The following is a 22,759-nucleotide window of genomic DNA, read 5'->3' on the forward strand; positions in this document are numbered from 1 at the left end:
AATCAAATATTAATATTTGAGGCTATGATGTAATAAAACAATAGCTGTATAACCTTAAAATCGTTAAACCTTAACTCTTCACAGACTTAATAATTTTCTCAGGAGTGATACAATGAATTTTACAATAATTCTGTATCGCTCCATTTTATTATCTATTAAATCAAGTCGTAAACATTACTATTTACAACTTCTAAACTTAATTGTATAGTATTAAACGAGGTGAAATAATGAATCAACCTGTTTTTGAATTAAAAAATATCGATTATCAATTTGATAATAAGCAAGTTTTAGAAAATATTAATATACACATAAATAAAGGAGAATTTTTAGCAATTGTAGGTCCCAATGGAGCAGGTAAGTCTACTTTACTAAAAATCATATTAGGGTTGCTTCCGTTGCAAAAGGGCGAAATATATATAGATGGTAAATCATATAAAAAGCAAAACCAATCTGCTTTAAAGATAAGTTACGTATCACAAAAAGCTACAGCTTTTAATGCTGGATTTCCAGCTAGTGTTAAAGAAGTGGTACTTAGTGGTCTTACTAAAACAAAGAAGTTATTTCAAAAGTTTAATAAAAAAGATGAAGCACTTGTCGATGACGTTTTAACTAGATTAAATATTAATCATCTCATCAACAAGAATATTGCAGAACTTTCCGGCGGACAACAACAGCGTGTATTAATTGCGAGAGCTTTAATCTCCAATCCTTCTGTCTTAGTTTTAGATGAACCTACAAATGGTATTGATGCAAAACATGTAAGCGAATTTTATGAAACGCTTGAAAGATTAAAAGATGAAGGTATAACGATTATATTAGTAACACATGACATTGGCGTTGTAGCTGATACAGCAACAAAAGTAGCATGCTTAAATAAACATTTACATTTCCATGGATCAACCGAGGACTTCAAAAAACTAGACGAAGTTGAAATTTCTAAAATTTATGGTCACCCCATTAAATTTGTGGATCATCAACATAATAGAGATTGTTGTGAAGTTTAAAATTTAATATATTAGGAGTAACAAAATGAATGTATTAATTAAACAAGTAAGTGGTGATATCCATGATTGAAGCGTTATTAAATTTCGACTTCATGAGATATTCATTACTTAGTGGTATTTTAATTGGATTTATTGCACCTTTGATTGGTGCTTTTATAGTTGTAAGAAGATTATCTTTGATTGCAGATGCGCTTAGCCATGTTACACTAGGCGGTATCTCATTTGGCATGTTTATACTAACTTTGTCACCCGCACTAGCTATTATTAATCCGATGTGGTTTGGAATATTATTTGCTATCGTAGGTGCGCTTTTAATTGAAAAGTTAAGAACATCGTATTCTAACTATCAAGAGATTGCCATACCAATTATTATGAGCGCAGGGATTGCACTAAGTGCCATTTTTATTTCTCTTGCAGATGGATTTAACCAAGAAATAGTAGGTTTACTATTTGGTTCCATAAGTGCGGTCAGTCTTAGTGATTTATTAACGGTTGTAGGTATAGCAATTGTCGTTATTTTATTTATTACTTTATTTTATAAAGAATTATTTATACTTTCATTTGACGAAGAATATAGTAGAGTTATAAATATTCCTAAATGGATTCAATTTTTATTTATAGTTATCGTGGCTATGGTAATTTCTGCTTCAATGAGAGTGGTTGGCATACTTTTAGTCAGCGCATTAATAACATTACCCATTGCTATAGCAATGAGAATAACTAAAGGTTTCAAACAATTAATCATTTTAAGTGTCATAATTGGCGAATTTTCAGTTATAATGGGCCTTGTTTTAGCATTTTATATGAATATTTCACCAGGTGGTGTTATTGTAGTACTATTAGTTTTATTATTAGGACTTACAATGTTATTTCAAAAATCAATTGTAAGACTTAAAAAGGGGCAATAACTTATGAATACAAATGATGCAATTAAAATTTTAAAAGATAATGGTTTGAAATATACTAAGAAACGTGAAGATATGATTAATATTTTTGTTAAAGAAGATAAATACATTAATGCAAAACATATTCAACAACAATTAGACAAAGATTATCCAGGTATCTCTTTCGATACAATTTATCGTAATTTACATTTATTTAAAGACTTAAAAATTATTGAGAGTACTGAATTAGATGGTGAAATGAAATTTAGAATTGCTTGTATGAATCATCACCATCATCACTTTATTTGTGAAAATTGTGGTGATACTAAAGTCATTGATTTTTGCCCAATTGATCAAATAAAGGTATATCTACCTAATGTAGATATTCACACCCATAAACTAGAAGTTTATGGCGTGTGTGAAGAATGTCAAAAACAAAACTCAAAATAAAATTTTTTAAATTATAAATATCAATTGTTTTTGCTCATACACTTAAATAATTTAAAAATGAGTTATTGTAAGGCTAAAATGCAAATATATATTAGCAATGTAAACTGAGAAAGTGTTAATTGTAGCTTTCTCAGTTTTTTGAGTCAGTCGACTGAGAATCCCATTAAAGAATTAATAGATTTACAGAATAGAAAACAAATCATATTTCAGTTTAATTTAACAATCTTAAAATTAAATGTAATTAAAAAATTTTGATATACATAGGTCAAAAGTAGGAATTATTTAAAAATAACCAATTATAGTCTGTAATTATGTTTAAAAGTTATCATTTTGAGTTATATTATAAAAGTAAGTTGATAATAAGCGTATTAATATTAGTTGCAAGCAAATATTTTGTTGCTTAGTTAATAACTTGTTATTATAAATGTAACGAATTTTTAGGAGGATGATTAATTATGGCTTTTGAATTACCAAATTTACCATATGCAGCAGATGCATTAGAACCACACATTGACAAACAAACTATGGAAATCCATCATGACAAACATCACAACACTTATGTTACAAAATTAAATTCTGCAGTTGAGGGAACAGATCTTGAATCTAAATCAATTGAAGAAATTGTTGCTAACTTAGATAGTGTACCTGAAGATATTCAAACAGCTGTTCGTAATAATGGTGGCGGACACTTAAATCACTCATTATTCTGGGAATTATTAACTCCTAATTCTGAAGAAAAAGGTACTGTTGTTGATAAAATCAAAGAACAATGGGGCTCTTTAGATGAATTCAAAAAAGAATTCGCTGACAAAGCAGCAGCTCGTTTCGGTTCAGGTTGGGCATGGTTAGTTGTTAACAATGGTCAATTAGAAATTGTTACTACACCTAACCAAGATAACCCATTAACTGAAGGTAAAACACCTATCTTAGGTTTAGATGTTTGGGAACACGCTTATTACCTTAAATATCAAAACAAACGTCCAGATTATATTAGTGCTTTCTGGAATGTTGTTAACTGGGAAAAAGTTGACGAATTATACAATGCAACAAAATAATTCTATATTTCCTAATTAACATGTGGCCTCTATTAGAGGCCACTTTTTTTATTAAAATGATGGTAATATGTTTAATTTTCATATATCATTTATGAGTAAACATGTTTAATAATTGAGGTAGGTTATCTTGCTTAAAAGGTTAAAGGAAAAGTCTAATGATGAAAAAATAAAGCACACAATGAATAAACGAATAAGTTTTGTGTTTGGTGCTATTGTAGTTATATTTGGAATTATAGTTTTAAGGTTAGGATATTTACAAATTGCGCAAGGCTCCCATTATAGCCAACTAGTAAAAAACGATGAAAACATAACTGTAAATGAATCTGTTCCTAGGGGAAGAATTCTTGATAGGAATGGAAAAGTATTAGTAGATAATGCTTCTAAACTAACGATTACATACACAAGATCTAGGAAAACAAGTCAAAAAGATATGCTCGATACTGCAAAAAAATTGTCTTCTCTCATTACTATGAAAACTGACAAAATTACTGAAAGAGATAAACAAGATTTTTGGATTCAGAAACATCAAGATGAAGTAGACAAATTAATGAAAAAAGAAACTTCAATGTTAAATGAAGGTAGTATTACTCAAGACCAATATGATAAACAATTATATAAAAAAGTTGGAGACAAACAAATTAATAGTTTATCAAAAAAAGACTTGCAAGTTTTAGCAATTTATCGTGAAATGTCTGCTGGTTCTACCATGAACCCGCAAACAATTAAGAATGAGGATGTAAGTGAAAAAGAATATGCTGCAGTGTCACAGCAACTTGATAGTCTTCCAGGTGTAAATACAACTATGGATTGGGACCGACGCTATCCTTATGGAGATACATTAAGAAGTATATTTGGTAGTGTATCTACATCAAGTGAAGGTATTCCTAAAGAATTGACCGAACAATATTTAGCTAAAGGTTATTCTCGAAATGATAGAGTTGGAAAATCTTATTTAGAATATCAATATGAAGATATTTTACGTGGTAAGAAAAAAGAAATGAAATATACTACTGATAAATCTGGAAAAGTCATAAACTCTGAAGTAATCAATCCTGGATCTAGAGGCGATGATTTACAGTTAACAATTGATATAGACTTACAGAGAAAAGTAGAATCTTTATTAGAAAATCAAATCAAGACGTTACGCAGTCAAGGTGCTAAAGATATGGATAACGCGCTTATTGTAGTGCAAAATCCTAAAAATGGCGATATTTTAGCTATGGCAGGAAAACAAATCGATAAAAATGGTAAGCTAACAGATTATGATTTAGGAAACTTTACTGGTCAATTTGCAGTTGGTTCTTCAGTAAAAGGTGGAACCCTATTAGCTGGATATCAAAATAATGCGATTAAAGTTGGCGAGGAAATGATAGATGAGCCACTTCATTTTAAAGGTGGATTAACAAAACGCTCATACTTTAATAAAAATGATAAAGTCAGAATTAATGATAAAGAAGCATTAATGCACTCTTCAAACGTATATATGTTTAAAACTGCTCTTAAATTAGCCGGAGATCCTTACTATAGTGGAATGGGCTTACCTACAGATATAAGTGAAGCTGGCCAGAAATTAAGAAAAGGGCTTAATCAAGTCGGATTGGGAGTTAAAACAGGTATTGACTTACCAAATGAAACAATAGGTCAAATTGAACCATTAACAAACAATTCAGGCAATTATCTTGATTTATCAATTGGTCAATATGACACATATAGTCCAATTCAATTATCACAGTACGTTTCTACAATAGCTAATGATGGTTATAGAATCCAACCGCACATTGGATTAGCAATTCATGATGCTACAAATAGTGATGACATAGGACCTGTTAAACAAAAAATCAAAGGTAATGTATTAAACAAAGTAAACAATTCTGAAGATGAAATTAATGAAGTTCAAAAAGGGTTTGAGATGGCATTCAATAAGCAAGATGGAACAGGTTATTCAAGTTTCCACAAAACTAAAGTGCCATCTGCAGGAAAAACAGGTACTGCTGAAGTATTCCAAGACGGTGAATCTAGAGTTAATTCAACATATATAGGTTATGCACCTATTAAAGATCCTAAATTATCATTCTCAATTGTATATACAAATCAACCTGTCCCACCACCATGGTTAAATGGTGGAGACCTAGGAAGAGATGTAATTAATTATTACTTTGACGATAAAAAATAACTATTTTACTTTTAATGAATTGAAATTTTTTAGAGCATCAAAAATAATACTTTTCAATTTTTAAACTAAGTGGTATGATTATAAAGTCGTATTTAGAAAAGGTAAGGAGGATTTAACATGCGCGTAAATGTAACATTAGCTTGTACAGAATGTGGAGATAGAAACTACATTTCTACTAAAAACAAAAGAACTAATCCTGAACGTGTTGAAATGAAAAAATATTGTTCACGTGATAATAAACACACTTTACACCGTGAAACTAAATAACAACTCATCTAAAGAGTTTGTTTCAAAAATAATATTATAAGACTACATTGCTAATTTGCAGTAACCGACTTGATAGTTAAACGCTAAAGTTGCGTTTTTCGGCTCAAGTCATCCTTACAGGGGCAAGACTATGAATCCATAATGGATTCTGTCTAGCTCCTTTTTTATTTCATCTAAATGACATCATCTTTTAATAACGTTATAATATATATAGTGTTTAGAGAGTGGGGATGTTATGAGTAAAAAAGAGATTAGAAAAGAAATATTATCTCAAATGAAACAATTAGAAAAAGAACACAAACTTCGTGCAGACGCATGGTTGAAGAATCAATTAATCAATAATACTGAATATAAAAACGCGAAAAGAATAGGTATTGTTTTATCTATGCCTCATGAAGTAGATACTTATCCCATCATCGAAACGATGTTATCTGATGATAAGAAAGTCTTTGTTCCTAATACAAACTACAAATTAAAAGAAATGAATTTTAAACAGCTATTATCTTTAAACCGACTTGAAAAAGATGAAAAAGGCTTATTATATGTTAATGATGACACTGAAATTACTGATCAATTAGATTTAATTGTTGTTCCTGGAGTTGCTTTTAGAGATGATGGTTATCGAATAGGTTATGGTGGAGGATATTATGATCGCTTCTTAAGTGATTCAAATGCCAATACTATTAGTTTAATTTATGACCTACAATTAACACAGTTTGATATCGAATCCCATGATCAACCTGTTGAAAAATTAATAATTTTCAATACTTAAATTTTGGAGGAATTAATGGATACAGAAAAATACTTCTGGAAGTCTATCTATTATTTTATAAAATATTACAATTATCACATTGTAAATATTGATAAAAATGATAGTGAAATTTGGCTTATACATAAAAAGAAAAACAAGCTAGTGATATTTAGGAAAGATATCGCTTCTAACCAAGAAATTCAGTTTGATAAAGCTAAAATGTTGGATAATTATCAACAATATGAGGATGACCTCAATTTTAAATTAAAAAGCGTTAAATATTATTATTTCACAGATCAAAAATTTGATAATATCAAATCCGCTGACTCTAGTCCCATTAAAATAGAAAGCATGAGTATTTCAAATAACAATGATTTAAATAAATTGATTCATAATAATATATTAACTAAATTAATGTTTAGACAAGATAACAAACTATCAAATTACTATAAGCGACGTGTATTGTCACAAAACCCAATTGATAAACATATGTTGCGTTTTACACCTATGACATATGGGTTAATCATAATCAACGTTTTGATATGGCTAATAATGATTCTTTATCTAAATCATTTTTCCGATGTTAAATTGTTAGATTTAGGTGGATTAGTACACTTTAACGTCGTTCATGGCGAATGGTATCGACTTATAACATCCATGTTTCTACACTTTAATTTTGAGCACATTTTAATTAATATGCTGTCATTATTTATTTTCGGTAAGATAGTCGAATCTATAGTCGGCCCATTAAGAATGTTAGGGATTTATGTAATTTCTGGTTTACTCGGAAATTTTATTTCACTATCATTTAATCTTCATACTGTATCTGTAGGTGCTAGCGGAGCTATTTTCGGGCTAATTGGCTCAATTTTTGCAATGATGTTTGTAAGTAAGACCTATACTAGAAAAACAATTGGTCAAATGTTAATCGCATTATTAGTGCTAATTGTTTTATCATTATTTATGTCTAATATTAATATTATGGCTCATCTAGGAGGATTTATTGGTGGTGTTTTAATCACTTTAATTGGTTATTATTTCACACACAATCGTAATTTATTTTGGATTTTCTTAATTATATTGCTTGTTTTGTTTGTTGCATTACAGGTAAGAATTTTTACTATTAAAGAAGAAAATATTTATGATAAATTAATTGAGGATGCTATATTAGACTATAATTATAAAGAGGCAAGTTCAATTGTAAACCATACAATTGACAAAGGTTATGATGACGATCGAACGTATTATTTAAAGGGGCTTATAACAGCAGCTACAAGTTCTAGAGCAGAGGGCATGGCGGATTGGGAACGCGGTTTAAAAAACCATCCGAATTCTGGTCTTTTGAACTATGAACTTGCAATTGCTAATAGAGCACTTGATGATAATGGAAAAGCACTCAAATATGTAAAAAAAGCTTTAACTATTAATTCTGACGATAATGATTATAAAAATTTAAAAAAAGAGTTGGATCAATCAAATGAATCGAGAAATTAAAAATTTCTATGATGTATTACAGCTTTTAAAGCGTTATGGATTTATTATCTATTTTAAAAATCCAAACGATATGTATGAAATGATGCTACAAGAAATAAAATCATTATATCATTACGAACTATTATCTAAAGATGAATACCTTAAATGTATTTTACTAATTAACCAAAGAAGGAATGAGCATAAATGAAAGATATTATTTTAGCAGCAGATATTGGTGGGACAACTTGTAAACTTGGAATATTCAATGGCGAACTCGAACAACTACACAAATGGTCTATAAAAACAGATACGTCTGACCACACGGGGAAAACATTATTAAAGAATATCTATCATTCATTTAACGAAACACTTTCAACTCACCAATTAAAAATTGATGATGTCATTGGTGTTGGAATTGGTGTACCGGGGCCTGTTGATTTTGAAACTGGCATTGTTAATGGGGCAGTTAATTTGCATTGGCCAGGTAGTGTAAATGTTCGACAAATATTTAGTGAATTTATTAACTGTCCTGTGTATGTTGATAATGATGCTAATGTAGCGGCATTAGGAGAAAAACATAAAGGTGCAGGTCAAGGTGCTGACGATGTAGTTGCTATAACATTAGGTACCGGTTTAGGTGGAGGTATTATCTCTAATGGTGAACTTGTCCATGGTCATAATGGATCAGGTGCAGAAATAGGTCACATCAGAACTGATTTTGATCAACGCTTTAATTGTAATTGTGGTAAATCAGGTTGTATAGAAACTGTTGCTTCTGCTACTGGTGTCGTTAATTTGGTTAATTTTTATTATCCAAAATTAACGTTTAAATCATCAATATTACCGTTAATAAAAGACAATAAAGTTACAGCTAAAGCCGTATTTGATGCCGCTAAAGCAGGTGATCAATTCTGTATCTTTATTACTGAAAAAGTGGCAAACCACATCGCTTATTTATGTAGTATTATTAGCGCAACAAGCAATCCCAAATACATCGTTTTAGGTGGAGGTATGTCAACAGCTGGTTTGATTTTAATCGAAAATATTAAAACTGAGTACCACAACTTAACATTCACTCCCGCTCAAAAAGATACTGAAATTGTTCAAGCTCAACTAGGTAATGATGCAGGAATAACTGGTGCAGCAGGGCTAATTAAAACATATATATTAGAAAAGGGTGGTGTTAAATAATGGCTATTGTTGATGTAGTTATTATTCCAGTTGGAACTGAAGGACCAAGTGTTAGTAAATATATTGCAGAAATACAAATGAAATTAGAAAGTTTTAAACAAGAAGGAAAAATTGATTATCAATTAACTCCAATGAATACTCTAATCGAAGGGGATTTAAAAGACTTATTCGAAGTAGTACAGGCAATCCATGAATTGCCGTTTAATAAAGGTATTGATAGAGTTTGCACAAACTTACGTATAGATGATAGACGCGATAAATCACGTAAAATGAACGATAAACTAAAATCAGTTCAAAAACATATCGATAATCAAGGAGAATAATATGAAAATCTCAAGCTTAACTTTAGGAATGGTAGATACTAATGCATATTTTATTGAAAATGAAGAAAGTGTTATATTAATCGATCCTGCTGGTGAACCAGATAAGATTTTTAAAAAATTAAATAAAATTAACAAACCATTAAAAGCAATTTTATTAACACATGCGCACTTTGATCATATTGGTGCACTAGACGATGTCGTTAATAAATATGAAGTACCATTATACATGAATAAAGAAGAGTTTAGTTTTCTAAAGGATCCTGATAAAAATGGTTCTGCTAAGTTTAAGCAATATGGTATGCCTTTAATTACTAGTGACGTCTCACCAATCCAATTAGATGAAGGTGAGTACAATATTGAAGGATTTAAATTCAATGTACTGCATACTCCTGGTCATTCTCCTGGAAGTTTGACGTATGTATTTGAGGATTTCGCTGTAGTCGGTGACACGTTATTTAACAATGGTATAGGTCGTACTGACTTATATCGCGGTGATTATGAAACACTGGTTGATTCTATCAAAGATAAATTATTTGAATTAGAAGGCGATTTACCATTATTCCCTGGCCATGGTCCATATACAACAGTCGATGACGAGCAATTAAATCCATTTTTAGATGGCCAATAAAATAAAGTAATTTCTTCACCTCCTACGTTTATATATGTAGGAGGTGTTTTTTTGAAACTATTATTCAGAGAGATAGTTAATAAAGCTATTTCAAAAAATGCGAGCGACATACATTTTATCCCTTCAGTTGATGAAGTTCATATTAAATTTAGAATTAATGATTACCTTGAACTTTATGAAATATTCAACTTAGATATATATCAAAAATTATTAGTATTTATGAAGTTCAAATCAGGCTTGGACGTTTCATCTCAACAATCCGCTCAAAGTGGTCGTTATACTTATCAATCTAAATCTACTTTTTATTTACGGATTTCAACATTACCTTTGTCTTTAGGTATAGAAAGTTGTGTAATTAGGATAATTCCTCAATATTTTCAAGCAAAAAAAGAATATAAAGAATTTAACGATTTTAAACACTTAGTAAATAAAAAGCAGGGATTAATTCTATTAACTGGACCCACAGGATCCGGCAAAAGTACTCTAATGTATCAAATGGTTCTACACGCATATAAAGAATTAAATCTTAATGTTATCACTATCGAAAACCCAGTTGAGCAATTACTAAAAGGCATTACCCAAATATCAATAAATAAAAAGGCAGGTATAGACTACATAAGTTCATTTAAAGATATATTAAGATGTGATCCTGATATTATTTTAATAGGTGAAATAAGAGACGCAGAGGTTGCTAAATGTGTTATTCAAGCTAGTTTGAGTGGACATCTTGTATTATCAACCATGCATTCTACTAATTGTAGAGGTGCATTACTTCGGTTACTTGAGATGGGAATTTCAATTCAAGAATTAACTCAATCTATCAATATCATTTCTAATCAAAGATTAATAACGACTACTCAGAATGAGCGTCGCTTAATTTGTGAAACAATAGATAAAATGCAGATACAATATTTCTTCGAGCATGAACAAACAATGCCACATAATTTTAATAATTTAGAACAGCAATTAAATTTATTATCTAAAGAAGGAACAATTTGTGAAGATACTGCAAGTAAATATTTTTAAAATGTCATCTAAGAATTTAACGAGTGCACAAATGATTCACTTACTTGAAACACTGTCAAACTTATTAAAAAGTGGCTTCACACTTTTAGAGAGTTTTGAGTTCATCAACCTATATTTCAAATACAGAGATAAGGAATTAAAAAATAAAATCATAGCATCTATTAAGTCAGGTGAAACATGTTATGAAGTATTAAATTTGATAGGTTATCCAAATTCAATTACAACTCCAATCTATTTTTCACAAAAATATGGTAATTTAGAAGACGCTTTAGAGGAGTCCATTAAATATTTAAAGACAAATTTATCTGCAAAACAGCAAGTAATTAAAGCTGTTCAATATCCACTCTTATTATGCTGTATTTTTATGTGTATGATAGTAGTTTTAAACTATACTGTCATTCCACAATTTGAACAACTATACATTTCTATGGATGTAAATTTATCATTTTACCAGAAATTCTTAACCTCAATGATTACTTCTTTTCCCGCTTTTTTAATCTTTTTCATTACTATTTTAATTTTAATCTTTGTAATTTTAACCATAGTATTATTACGAATAGAAACTTCTAAAAAAATAATTATTTTATCATCAATACCTTTGTTTAATAGCTATTATAAAATTTTTAAAACTTATCAAATATCTAATGATTTAAGTCTATTTTATAAAAATGGCGTAAGTTTACAGGACATTGTTACAACATATATTAAACAAAATGATAATGAATATTTAAGGTTTCTAGGAGAATTTTTAATGGATAAAACTAATAGAGGTGAAACTTTAGCAAATAGTTTAGCTATGATGCCGTGTTTTCAAAAAGACTTAATTAAATTTATAAAGCAGGGAGAAAAAAGTGCCAAATTAGATATAGAACTTAAAATTTACTCAAGTATTTTAATTAATAGATTTAAAGAAAAATCACTTCTTCATACAAAAATCATTCAACCAATTATTTTTCTGTTTCTAGGCTTGTTCATTGTTAGTTTGTATTTAGTAATTATGTTACCAATGTTTCAGTTAATGCAAAATATTAAATGATAAGGAGTTTAATATGAAGAATCACTTTGAAAATTTAAAAAAGTTAAAAGCCTTTACTCTAATAGAAATGTTATTAGTATTACTAATTATCAGCGTATTACTAATATTAATTATTCCAAACATTGCAAAACAAACAGCTCATATCCAGTCCACAGGTTGTGAAGCTCAAGTCAAAATGATAAATAGTCAAATAGAAGCATATACATTAAAACATAATCGAACACCTTCTAATATAAATGATCTTATAAATGATGGCCTTATAAAAGAAGGACAAAAACAATGCAGATCGGGAGAAACAATTACAATATCTAATGGTGAGGCTATTGCGAACTAGTAAAATTAATGCGTTTACTCTTCTTGAAACATTGCTTACCTTATTAATTTTAATAATAATTATTATGATTTCCCCAAGCATTTATACAAAAACTAAATTAGATTTAATCGAAAGTGAATTAAAAGTAAAAAATATTATCACCCAATTAGAGTATATAAAATCAAAAGCAATTGCTGAGAACCAATCAATTACAATTGTATTTAGCAAACAAGCCACAGAAATGAATATTATTGAACAAAATGGAAATAAATACAAATTAGGATTATTTGGCACTAAAATTATTTCAGTTGCAAAAGTACACACCATAACATTCAATAATGAAGGTAAAATCAATCGTTTTGGATCAATCATTTTGAAAGCTAAAGAGAATATTTACAGAGTAATTTTTAACATTGATAAAGGAAGGATAAGATTTGTTAAATTATCAAATTAGGGGAAGTTTATTAATTGATAGTTTATTAGGCTTTTTGATTCTAACTTTTATTACTTTAATATTCTTACCTCTATTACAACAATTAAATTTCAATATACGTAATCAATACGAAATTTTAGATATGAAAAGTGCTATTATCACAAGCCAAAAACATTATAGTATTAAAGAATTAAAGAAGGGGATAACTATAGGAAAATATGAAATTAAAATTTATAAAAATACAATATGCAATAATAATAGTTTATCTAAGAATAAGGTCTGTGTTCAGCTCAGTAACTAAAGGATTTACATTTATAGAAATGCTAATATCCTTATTAATTACTATAATTATTTTAACTATAATACCCCATCTATTTCGTTTGACTGATACTTACTTAAGTGCGGCCTATGAATTTGACCAATTAGAATATTCATTTTTTCAATTGGACCTTAATAAAATGACCAATTCTAAAGCAACTTCTTTAAAATTAATTGATGAACATTCAATTTTACTCAAACAACAAAATCAAAATAGTTTCATTAAATATCAAAATCACAAAATTATTTTTGTAAATAACAATAGAGGGAATATTACACTACTAAATAATGTTTTAAATGCGAAGTTCATTTCTAATCATAAAGGAATTATAGAAGTGTCTCTAAGGATTGGAAATAGGGAGAATTTCTATGACAAAACACTTTACTTATAACTATAAAGGTTTTATAAGCATATATACTATGCTCATATTTATCATATATTTATCAATCATCTCTTTTTATACAACTCAATATAGTTTAAAATTGAAGACAATTCATAACATTAATAGTTATTATGATTTGAAGATATATCAACTATTTGAAAAAAGGTGATGCTATTGAACAAAAAAAATTCGCCAATAATTCTTATCGGCTTTATGGGCACAGGTAAAAGTACTATTGGAGAATACTTATCATTAGAAAATCAATTAAGTTTCATAGATTTAGATGTATACATAGAAATTAAGGAAAATAAAACAATACCGGAAATCTTTGAAGAAGTTGGAGAAATCGGTTTTAGGAAGATAGAATATAACTATTTAACTGAATGCACAAAAAAATACGATGTTATTGCAACTGGTGGTGGTGTTATCGAATATAGTGAATCACTAAATCATTTGAAACAGTATAAATACATTTTTTGGCTAGATTGTGACATTGATGTTATCTTCAAGAGAGTATTAAACGACAATCATAGACCAAATGCAATTGATAAATCCAAAAAACAGTTAAATAACTTGTATTTATCAAGGATTTCAAGATATAATGAAATCGCATTCATGAAAGTGAATAGTGATAAAACAATCAGAGAAATTTATAATGAGATTATAAATTATCTTACTTGCGGTTGATCAGTATTAGAGAGAATAAAAATATATTACTTAAATTTAAGTACAATAATTTTTATCGCCGAAGGTGCAAGTTAACTACTAAACTCTCAGGCAAAAGGATAATACTGCTACGCATTCCTGGATTAAGTGTATAAACAGGGTAGCTATTTGCTACTCTGTTTTTTATAAAAATTATAGGGGGTTTTCTAATGACAAGCGAATTAAAAAAAACACCATTGTATCAAAATTATGTTGACAGTGGTGCAAAAATAGTAGAATTCGGTGGATGGGCAATGCCTGTTCAATTTACAAGTATCAAAGAAGAACATAATGCAGTTAGATATGAAGTAGGTATGTTCGATGTAAGCCATATGGGAGAAATCTCTATAAAAGGCAATGATGCAAGTAAATTTGTCCAATACTTACTTTCAAACGATACTAACAACCTTACTGATACTAAAGCTCAATATACTGCTTTATGTAACGAAGAAGGCGGTATTATTGATGACTTAGTAACATATAAAATTGGCGACAATGATTATCTATTAATTGTTAACGCTGCAAATACAGATAAAGATTTTGCTTGGGTACAAAAACATGCACCTAAATTTGATGTTGAAGTATCAAATGTATCTGATCAATTCGGTCAGTTAGCTGTTCAAGGTCCTAAAGCAAGAGATTTGGTAAGCGGGTTAGTTGATATAGATGTAAGTGAAATGAAACCATTTGATTTCCAACAAAACGTTACTCTATTTGGAAAAAATGTTATCTTATCTCAATCTGGTTATACAGGTGAAGACGGATTTGAAATCTATTGTGAAGCAAAAGACACAGTAGACATTTGGAACGGCTTCATTGAACATAATGTAGTTTCATGCGGTCTCGGTGCACGTGATACATTAAGATTAGAAGCTGGCCTTCCATTACATGGTCAAGATTTAACAGAATCTATCACACCTTATGAAGGCGGAATTGCTTTTGCTGCTAAACCACTGATTGAAGAAGACTTCATCGGTAAATCAGTGTTAAAAGACCAAAAAGAAAATGGTTCAGAACGTAGAACTGTTGGCTTAGAGTTACTTGATAAAGGAATTGCAAGAACTGGTTATCCTGTTTTAGACCTTGATGGTAACGAAATTGGGGAAGTTACTTCAGGAACACAAGCACCATCTTCAGGTAAATCAATCGCTATGGCAATTATTAAGCGAGATGAATTTGAAATGGGCCGTGAATTATTAGTTCAAGTACGTAAAAGACAGCTTAAAGCTAAAATTGTTAAGAAAAACCAAATTGAAAAATAATTAAGGGGTGTGTATTGTGAGTCATCGTTATATACCATTAACTGAAAAAGATAAAAAAGAAATGCTAGATAAAATTGGCGCAAGTTCAATTAATGAATTGTTCGGAGATGTGCCAAAAGATATTTTACTAAATAGAGATTTAAATATTGCTAGTGGTGAAGCTGAAACTTCTTTATTAAGAAGACTTAATACAGTTGCAAATAAAAACGTAACTAAAGAAACTCATGCATCTTTCCTAGGTGCTGGCGTTTATGACCATTATGCTCCAGCTGTTGTAGATGCAATGATTTCACGTTCTGAATTCTATACAGCATATACACCATATCAACCAGAAATTTCACAAGGTGAATTACAAGCGATTTTTGAATTCCAAACATTAATTTGTGAACTAACAGATATGGATGTAGCTAACTCATCTATGTATGATGGTATTACTAGTTTTGCTGAAGCTTGTATTTTAGCATTTAATCATACTAAGAAAAATAAAATTGTAGTATCTAAAGGTCTTCATTATCAAGCACTTCAAGTGTTAAAAACTTACGTTAAAGTTAGAGAAGAATTTGAAATTGTTGAAGTTGATTTAGATGGAACAATTACAGACTTAGAAAAATTAGAACAGGCTGTAGACGATGAAACTGCTGCAGTAGCAGTTCAATATCCAAACTTCTATGGTTCAGTGGAAGACTTAGAAAAAATCCAATCATTTATTGAAGGCAAAAAAGCATTATTTATCGTTTATGCTAATCCATTAGCATTAGGCCTATTGACACCTCCAGGTTCATTTGGTGCTGATATTGTAGTAGGAGACACACAACCATTTGGTATACCAGCACAATTTGGTGGACCACACTGTGGTTATTTCGCAACTACAAAAAAATTAATGCGTAAAGTGCCTGGTAGATTAGTAGGACAAACACAAGATGATGAAGGTAACCGTGGATTCGTTTTAACTTTACAAGCCCGTGAACAACATATTCGTCGTGATAAAGCCACTTCTAATATCTGTTCAAACCAAGCATTAAACGCACTTGCATCATCAATTGCTATGTCAGCTCTTGGTAAACAAGGTATTTACGACATTGCAGTTCAAAACTTAGAACACGCAAATTATGCTAAAAATCAATTTAAAGACAACGGTTTTGAAGTGCTTGATGGTACTTCATTCAATGAATTTGTTGTCAAATTCGATCAACCAATCAAAGATATAAATAAAAAATTAGCAGAACATGGTTTCATTGGAGGCTTTGATTTAGGTGAAGCCTCAGCAGATTTCGAAAATCATATGTTAATTGCTGTTACTGAATTAAGAACCAAAGATGAAATTGATACATTTGTTAAGAAAGCTGGTGAGCTAAATGGTAGTAAGTAAATCAAGTCCATTAATTTTTGAAAGATCTAGAGAAGGTAGATATGCATACTCATTACCTCAAAGCGATATAAAAACAGATTCAGTTGAAAGTATTCTTGATGATAAATTTATCCGTAAAAATAAAGCAGAGTTTCCTGAAGTTGCAGAATTAGATTTAGTTCGTCATTATACTGAATTATCAAATAAAAACTTTGGTGTAGATTCAGGTTTTTATCCACTTGGATCATGTACTATGAAATATAATCCTAAAATCAATGAAAAAGTTGCTCGCATACCTGGATTTGCAGAGTCACATCCTTTACAAGAAGAAGAGCAAGTTCAAGGTTCTTTAGAAATTGTGTATAGTTTACAAGAAGAACTTAAAGAAATTACTGGTATGGATGAAGTTACATTACAACCAGCTGCAGGTGCTCATGGTGAGTGGACTGCTTTAATGATTTTCAAAGCGTATCATTTAGATAATGGTGAAGGTCATCGTGACGAAGTTATTGTTCCTGACTCAGCTCATGGTACAAACCCTGCATCTGCGTCATTTGCTGGTTTTAAAGCTGTTACAGTTAAATCAAATGAACGTGGTGAAGTTGATATCGAAGACTTAAAACGCGTTGTTAATGAAAATACTGCTGCAATTATGTTAACTAATCCTAACACTTTAGGTATTTTCGAGAAAAACATCATGGAAATCCGTGAAATTGTACATGAAGCAGGCGGATTATTATACTATGACGGTGCAAACTTAAATGCCATTATGGATAAAGTACGACCTGGAGATATGGGATTTGATGCGGTACATTTAAACTTACACAAAACTTTCACTGGTCCACACGGTGGCGGTGGTCCAGGTTCAGGTCCAGTTGGTGTAAAAAAAGAATTAGCTAGTTATTTACCAAAACCAATGGTAATCAAAGATGGAGATACTTTTAAATACGATAATGATATTAAAAACTCAATTGGACGTGTAAAACCATTCTACGGTAACTTTGGTATTTACTTAAGAGCATACACATATATCAGAACTATGGGTGCTGAAGGTTTAAGAGAGGTTTCTGAAGCAGCAGTTCTTAATGCTAACTATATTAAAGCTAGCTTAAAAGACCACTATGAAATTCCATATGAACAATATTGTAAACATGAATTCGTATTAAGTGGTTCTAAACAAAAAGAACATGGTGTCCGTACATTAGACATGGCAAAACGTTTATTAGACTTTGGTGTTCATCCACCAACAATCTACTTCCCACTCAACGTTGAGGAAGGTATGATGATTGAACCAACTGAAACAGAATCTAAAGAAACGTTAGATTACTTTATCGATGCTATGATTCAAATAGCTGAAGAAGCTAAAAATGATCCAGATAAAGTATTAGAAGCACCACATAGTACAATAATTGATAGATTAGATGAAACTACAGCTGCGCGTAAGCCTGTTTTAAAGTTTGATAATCTACATGAAGAAAAAGAATAATATTTAAAACTTTGACCCTGTAACCAATTTAATTGATTACAGGGTCTTCCTTATTTTAAACTTATGTGAAATATTTTATGTTTATTCTATATTTAGAAAACGTTTCTAAATGATTGTCACATAAATATTAAAAAAACTCTTAAAGAACATCTTTAAGAGTTAGTAAGAAGACAAGAGATTATTTTTTAGTTTTAATCTTACCTGTCCATTTTTTGTATCCACCTTTTAACATATAAATATCTTTATAGCCATTTTTTTTAAGGATACGTGCTGCACGATACCCTGCAACACCGTTTGCATCACAAAGATAAATAGGTTGATCTTTACGTAAACCTTGATATCTTTGACTAAACATTGATATTGGAATGTTACGAGCGCCGTTAATATGTCCGTAATCATAGTCTACTTTCTCACGAACATCAATCACTTGAGCTTTTCTTAAACCTTTGTGAAATTCATTCTGCTCAAGTTCAGTGACTGCTCGTTTATTCATAAACCAATTTCCAAGCATATATAAAATTATTATGACTATAATAGCTAAAGCTATAATCAAAGATACATTCATATTGCATCCTCCCTAATTAACCGATATTATAATTATAAGGCTGTTAGCTAAATTTATCAAAATTTTTTATTGGCTATTTTTATCAAAGATTTATATGTAAAATTTAATATTTTTCTATAGATAATTATATGTTGTGATTGGAGATTATTTTATGACAGAGACATGGAATTTTATAAATACAGGAAGCCATGATCCATATTATAATATGGCAATGGATGAAGCACTCTTAAACTTCGTATCAAGAGGGGAAATTGACCCTGTTGTCAGATTTTACACTTGGAATCCTGCAACGTTATCTGTAGGGTATTTTCAAAGATTAAAGAAAGAAATTGACATTGATAAAGTTAATGAAAAAGGATTTGGATTAGTAAGAAGACAAACTGGTGGTAGAGGGGTTCTTCATGATAAAGAATTAACATATAGTGTTATTGTTTCGGAAGAACATCCTAATATGCCTTCTACCGTAACTGAAGCATATCGTGTCATTTCTGAAGGATTACTTGAAGGATTTAAATTATTAGGTTTTGAAGCATATTTTGCGATTCCACGTTCCAAAGAAGAACGAGAAAAATTAAAACAACCTCGAAGTGCTGTTTGTTTTGATGCACCTAGTTGGTATGAATTAGTTGTTGAAGGCAGAAAAATTGCAGGAAGCGCTCAAACTAGACAAAAAGGCGTTATTTTACAACATGGTTCTTTATTACAAGATGTTAACGTTGATGAGCTTTTCGATATGTTCATTTTTAAAAATGATCGTCTAAAAGATAAGATGAAAAAAGCGTTTGTTGATAAAGCTGTAGCGATTAATGATATTGCTGATAGACATATATCAATTGAAGAGATGGAAAAAGCATTTGAAGAAGGATTTAAAAAGGGGTTAAACATAGAATTTAAACCACTTACTTTATCAGATGAACAAATAAAAGAAGTAAAAGAATTAGAAGAAAAATATCGTTCTGATGAATGGTTATATAAAAAATAAAAAATCATAGGATGGCTAATAATTGGTCATCCTATGATTATTTTTATTTTCTATTTCTCTTTTTATATTTTCTTGCTGCTCTTCTATATTTACGTTGATCTTCAGTTAAGAAAAAGAAATAGTATATTAAATAAATAATTACCGCAATGATTAAAAAGGTGAAAATCGTTTTAGCAAAAGACATTATAAATACATTTAAATTCAAAATCAAGCCAATTGCAGCAATTAAAATTACTAAATAAAACAATATATTTTTCAAATCAAAAACTCCTATTATGAATTGTTAGACATGTTCACTTGAGATAGTTTAGTCTTGCCTTTATTCAACTTATTCGTATTATTATTTTCATATCCGCTCTTAATATCTTTAAATGCCGATTGTAACTCTTTGTTAATTTGTCTAATATTTTTATCTTCCCTTTTATTTGCACTAGATAAATCTTTTTTAGTCACGGCACCCTTATATTTACCATAAGCATCATCAATACCATTAGCAATAGTATTTAATTTTTCAAGATTTTGCTTTTTGTCTTCTTTCTTATTTTTAGACAAATCCAACTGATTATAATTACTAATAACTTTAGTAATATCTTGATAATATTTAGACGAAGCATCTAAAAATTTGGCTTCTTTATTATTATCAACTGTTTTGGAAACATTTTTTTTATCTTTATTAAGAGCCTCAACTTGTGCTTTTTGATTACTTATATCTTGATTTAGCTGTTGAATATCTAACTTCAAGTTATGGTTTTGATCTCTTAATTTGGTTGTCTTATCTTCCAATGGTCCTAAATTTTGAAAGCCACAACCAACCAATAAACATGAAGCTCCAATTATAACGATTAATTTTTTCATTAAAATCTCCCTAAACCAAAATCTCTTTATTTCTAAAATAATTATGCTATTATTTTAATGTAAATAGAGCAAATGTACAAACGTTATACTAGGAGTGATTTGTATGAATAAATTAGCAAAAGTTAAAGACATACTAGATGTTCAACAATTAGATGCTTTAGTTATTTTATCAGATTATAATCGTAGATATTTATCAGATTTCACTGGTACAAGTGGTGCATTAATAATTTCAAAAAATAACTATCAATTAATTACTGATTTTCGATATATTGAACAAGCAACTAATCAAGCAACTGAATTTAGCATCATCAAACGCAGTGGTGGTTTAATTGAAGCGATTGTAGAAATTATTAATAATGAACAATTCAATCATGTTGGTTTTGAGGGACACTTAGTGAGTTATGATACATACCAAACATTAGATCAATCGAAAGCTCAATTAATCTCTATTGGCAATGAGATTGAAAAAATCAGGGAAATAAAGACACCCGAAGAGATAGAAAAGATCAAATACGCTGCTAAAATAGTTGATGATACATATAACTATGTATTAGATATTGCAAAGGTTGGAATGACTGAAAGAGAATTAAAAAGTAAATTAGAAGCTAAAATGTTAGAATTAGGCGCAGATGGCCCTTCATTTGACACAATTGTAGCATCTGGCTATAGAGGCGCTTTACCTCATGGTGTAGCAAGCGATAAAGTCATAGAGCAAGGCGATATGATTACGCTTGATTTTGGGGCATATTACAGAGGATATTGCTCTGATATAACAAGAACATTTGCTATTGGGGAACCTGATCCTAAGATGAAAGATATTTATAACATTGTTCTCAATTCCCAAATTAAAGCAATAAATGAAATCAAAGCTGGAATGACTGTAGCTGAGGCTGACGCGTTATCAAGAGACTATATTGAATCTCACGGTTATGGAGAAGCATTTGGCCACTCTCTTGGACACGGTATTGGTTTAGACATACATGAGGGACCATTATTATCTAAAAATGCAAACGGTATAATAGAAGCAAATAATTGTGTTACTATTGAACCAGGTATTTATGTTGATGGTCTTGGTGGTGTACGCATAGAAGATGACATTTTAATAACTGAAAATGGTTGTGAAGTCTTTACTAAATGTACAAAAGACCTTATTATTTTATAGAAAGCGCATATTTGAGGAGGAAACTGAATGATTTCGGTTAATGATTTTAAAACAGGTTTAACAATTTCAGTAGATAATGGCATTTGGAAAGTTATCGATTTCCAACATGTGAAACCAGGTAAAGGTTCTGCATTTGTACGTTCAAAATTACGTAATTTAAGAACAGGTGCAATTCAAGAAAAGACATTTAGAGCTGGGGAAAAAGTTGAACAAGCGATGATTGAAAATCGTCGCATGCAATATTTATATGCTGATGGAGATAATCATGTATTCATGGATAATGAGACGTTTGATCAAACTGAATTATCAGCTGATTATTTAAAAGATGAATTAAAATATTTAAAAGCTAATATGGAAGTTCAAATCCAATCATATGAAGGTGAAACAATCGGAGTTGAACTACCTAAAACTGTTGAATTAGAAGTTACTGAAACTGAGCCAGGTATCAAAGGTGATACTGCCACTGGAGCAACTAAATCAGCTACAGTTGAAACAGGTTATACTCTAAATGTACCTTTATTCGTTAATGAAGGTGATGTATTAGTTATTAACACTAGCGACGGAAGCTATATCTCAAGAGCTTAGTTGACAGTAGCTAAAGTCTTTCTAATTACTAATTGGAAAGACTTTTTTTAATATCTAAATCATTATTTTATATAAATTACAAAAGTCCATTTATCAATAAT

At 30.0% G+C, this 22,759-nt stretch carries 26 protein-coding genes, 1 pseudogene and 1 riboswitch; of the genes and pseudogenes, 24 read left to right on the plus strand and 3 right to left on the minus strand.

The features are described 5' to 3' along the window. The first annotated feature begins 227 nt into the window (after window positions 1-227). The 21 genes and pseudogenes from F1592_RS05330 (at window position 228) to gcvPB (ending at window position 18,509) form a co-directional block, all read left to right on the plus strand. The gene (locus F1592_RS05330) at window positions 228-1,004 is read left to right on the plus strand and encodes a metal ABC transporter ATP-binding protein (protein WP_053017364.1); all 777 of its coding nucleotides are present in this window, start codon (window positions 228-230) and stop codon (window positions 1,002-1,004) included. Window positions 1,005-1,066: 62 nt separating this feature from the next. Next, window positions 1,067-1,929, plus strand: a pseudogene (locus F1592_RS05335) (metal ABC transporter permease). Beyond that, the gene (locus F1592_RS05340; protein ID WP_011275658.1) at window positions 1,916-2,338 is read left to right on the plus strand and encodes a Fur family transcriptional regulator; all 423 of its coding nucleotides are present in this window, start codon (window positions 1,916-1,918) and stop codon (window positions 2,336-2,338) included. Before F1592_RS05335 ends, F1592_RS05340 begins: the two are co-directional and overlap by 14 nt. 455 nt (window positions 2,339-2,793) lie before the next feature. Further along, window positions 2,794-3,393, plus strand: coding sequence for a superoxide dismutase (locus tag F1592_RS05345; protein ID WP_037558187.1), 600 nt, complete (start codon window positions 2,794-2,796; stop codon window positions 3,391-3,393). Between the two features lie 127 nt (window positions 3,394-3,520). Then, window positions 3,521-5,566, plus strand: a complete 2,046-nt coding sequence (locus tag F1592_RS05350; protein WP_053017360.1) for a peptidoglycan D,D-transpeptidase FtsI family protein — start codon at window positions 3,521-3,523, stop codon at window positions 5,564-5,566. Between the two features lie 117 nt (window positions 5,567-5,683). Then, window positions 5,684-5,833, plus strand: a complete 150-nt coding sequence (rpmG, locus tag F1592_RS05355) for a 50S ribosomal protein L33 (protein ID WP_011275661.1) — start codon at window positions 5,684-5,686, stop codon at window positions 5,831-5,833. 235 nt (window positions 5,834-6,068) lie between these two features. Next, the gene (locus F1592_RS05360; RefSeq protein ID WP_053041566.1) at window positions 6,069-6,605 is read left to right on the plus strand and encodes a 5-formyltetrahydrofolate cyclo-ligase; all 537 of its coding nucleotides are present in this window, start codon (window positions 6,069-6,071) and stop codon (window positions 6,603-6,605) included. A 15-nt stretch (window positions 6,606-6,620) separates the two neighbouring features. After that, a complete protein-coding gene (locus F1592_RS05365; protein ID WP_149809746.1) occupies window positions 6,621-8,078 on the plus strand; it encodes a rhomboid family protein in 1,458 nt (485 codons plus the stop codon). Continuing rightward, complete coding sequence (locus F1592_RS05370) at window positions 8,062-8,265, plus strand: YqgQ family protein (protein ID WP_037536577.1); 204 nt, start codon at window positions 8,062-8,064, stop codon at window positions 8,263-8,265. The genes F1592_RS05365 and F1592_RS05370 overlap by 17 nt, the downstream gene beginning before the upstream one ends. Next, complete coding sequence (locus F1592_RS05375; RefSeq protein ID WP_037536575.1) at window positions 8,262-9,248, plus strand: ROK family glucokinase; 987 nt, start codon at window positions 8,262-8,264, stop codon at window positions 9,246-9,248. Before F1592_RS05370 ends, F1592_RS05375 begins: the two co-directional genes overlap by 4 nt. After that, window positions 9,248-9,571, plus strand: a complete 324-nt coding sequence (locus tag F1592_RS05380) for an MTH1187 family thiamine-binding protein (RefSeq protein ID WP_011275666.1) — start codon at window positions 9,248-9,250, stop codon at window positions 9,569-9,571. The genes F1592_RS05375 and F1592_RS05380 overlap by 1 nt, the downstream gene beginning before the upstream one ends. A 1-nt stretch (window position 9,572) precedes the next feature. Further along, window positions 9,573-10,199: an MBL fold metallo-hydrolase gene (locus F1592_RS05385; protein WP_053017353.1), complete on the plus strand. Its 627-nt coding sequence runs from the start codon at window positions 9,573-9,575 to the stop codon at window positions 10,197-10,199. 51 nt (window positions 10,200-10,250) lie between these two features. Beyond that, window positions 10,251-11,225 (plus strand): competence type IV pilus ATPase ComGA, encoded by a 975-nt coding sequence (comGA, locus tag F1592_RS05390; RefSeq protein ID WP_149809747.1) that lies wholly within the window; start codon window positions 10,251-10,253, stop codon window positions 11,223-11,225. Next, window positions 11,197-12,261, plus strand: a complete 1,065-nt coding sequence (gene comGB, locus F1592_RS05395; RefSeq protein WP_053017349.1) for a competence type IV pilus assembly protein ComGB — start codon at window positions 11,197-11,199, stop codon at window positions 12,259-12,261. The genes comGA and comGB overlap by 29 nt, the downstream gene beginning before the upstream one ends. A gap of 13 nt (window positions 12,262-12,274) precedes the next feature. Further along, complete coding sequence (gene comGC / locus F1592_RS05400; RefSeq protein WP_011275670.1) at window positions 12,275-12,595, plus strand: competence type IV pilus major pilin ComGC; 321 nt, start codon at window positions 12,275-12,277, stop codon at window positions 12,593-12,595. Further along, a complete protein-coding gene (comGD, locus tag F1592_RS05405; protein WP_370444504.1) occupies window positions 12,576-13,028 on the plus strand; it encodes a competence type IV pilus minor pilin ComGD in 453 nt (150 codons plus the stop codon). The genes comGC and comGD overlap by 20 nt, the downstream gene beginning before the upstream one ends. Before the next feature lie 197 nt (window positions 13,029-13,225). Beyond that, window positions 13,226-13,717 (plus strand): prepilin-type N-terminal cleavage/methylation domain-containing protein, encoded by a 492-nt coding sequence (locus F1592_RS14005; protein ID WP_053017343.1) that lies wholly within the window; start codon window positions 13,226-13,228, stop codon window positions 13,715-13,717. A 159-nt stretch (window positions 13,718-13,876) separates the two neighbouring features. Then, on the plus strand, window positions 13,877-14,395 hold the full coding sequence (locus F1592_RS05425; RefSeq protein WP_053017337.1) for a shikimate kinase: 519 nt from the start codon (window positions 13,877-13,879) through the stop codon (window positions 14,393-14,395). Beyond that, a riboswitch (glycine riboswitch) is annotated at window positions 14,392-14,507 on the plus strand. It overlaps the preceding gene by 4 nt. Window positions 14,508-14,583: 76 nt before the next feature. Then, entirely contained in the window at window positions 14,584-15,675 is a 1,092-nt protein-coding gene (gene gcvT, locus F1592_RS05430) for a glycine cleavage system aminomethyltransferase GcvT (RefSeq protein ID WP_149809748.1), read from the plus strand. A gap of 16 nt (window positions 15,676-15,691) precedes the next feature. After that, window positions 15,692-17,044, plus strand: a complete 1,353-nt coding sequence (gene gcvPA, locus F1592_RS05435; RefSeq protein WP_053017335.1) for an aminomethyl-transferring glycine dehydrogenase subunit GcvPA — start codon at window positions 15,692-15,694, stop codon at window positions 17,042-17,044. Further along, window positions 17,031-18,509: an aminomethyl-transferring glycine dehydrogenase subunit GcvPB gene (gene gcvPB, locus F1592_RS05440; RefSeq protein WP_037536554.1), complete on the plus strand. Its 1,479-nt coding sequence runs from the start codon at window positions 17,031-17,033 to the stop codon at window positions 18,507-18,509. The genes gcvPA and gcvPB overlap by 14 nt, the downstream gene beginning before the upstream one ends. Window positions 18,510-18,687: 178 nt before the next feature. Here gcvPB and F1592_RS05445 read toward each other — a convergent pair whose 3' ends face one another. After that, complete coding sequence (locus F1592_RS05445; RefSeq protein ID WP_011275678.1) at window positions 18,688-19,074, minus strand: rhodanese-like domain-containing protein; 387 nt, start codon at window positions 19,072-19,074, stop codon at window positions 18,688-18,690. Window positions 19,075-19,225: 151 nt separating this feature from the next. On the opposite strand from F1592_RS05445, the gene F1592_RS05450 reads away from it, so the two are divergent. Beyond that, window positions 19,226-20,056, plus strand: coding sequence for a lipoate--protein ligase family protein (locus F1592_RS05450; protein ID WP_037536552.1), 831 nt, complete (start codon window positions 19,226-19,228; stop codon window positions 20,054-20,056). A gap of 43 nt (window positions 20,057-20,099) precedes the next feature. Here the strand turns inward: F1592_RS05450 and F1592_RS05455 are convergent, their stop codons facing one another. Both F1592_RS05455 and F1592_RS05460 read right to left on the minus strand, forming a co-directional pair. Beyond that, window positions 20,100-20,315, minus strand: coding sequence for an SA1362 family protein (locus tag F1592_RS05455; protein ID WP_053017333.1), 216 nt, complete (start codon window positions 20,313-20,315; stop codon window positions 20,100-20,102). Window positions 20,316-20,329: 14 nt separating this feature from the next. Further along, window positions 20,330-20,911, minus strand: a complete 582-nt coding sequence (locus tag F1592_RS05460; protein ID WP_149809749.1) for a hypothetical protein — start codon at window positions 20,909-20,911, stop codon at window positions 20,330-20,332. A gap of 103 nt (window positions 20,912-21,014) precedes the next feature. Between F1592_RS05460 and F1592_RS05465 the strand changes: the two genes are divergently transcribed. Further along, window positions 21,015-22,073, plus strand: coding sequence for a M24 family metallopeptidase (locus F1592_RS05465; protein WP_053017327.1), 1,059 nt, complete (start codon window positions 21,015-21,017; stop codon window positions 22,071-22,073). Window positions 22,074-22,100: 27 nt separating this feature from the next. Continuing rightward, window positions 22,101-22,658 (plus strand): elongation factor P, encoded by a 558-nt coding sequence (gene efp, locus F1592_RS05470; RefSeq protein WP_011275683.1) that lies wholly within the window; start codon window positions 22,101-22,103, stop codon window positions 22,656-22,658. The last annotated feature ends 101 nt before the right edge of the window (window positions 22,659-22,759 follow it).

Source organism: Staphylococcus sp. GDX7P312P (assembly GCF_008385775.1).
GTDB classification, from domain to species: Bacteria; Bacillota; Bacilli; order Staphylococcales; family Staphylococcaceae; genus Staphylococcus; species Staphylococcus haemolyticus.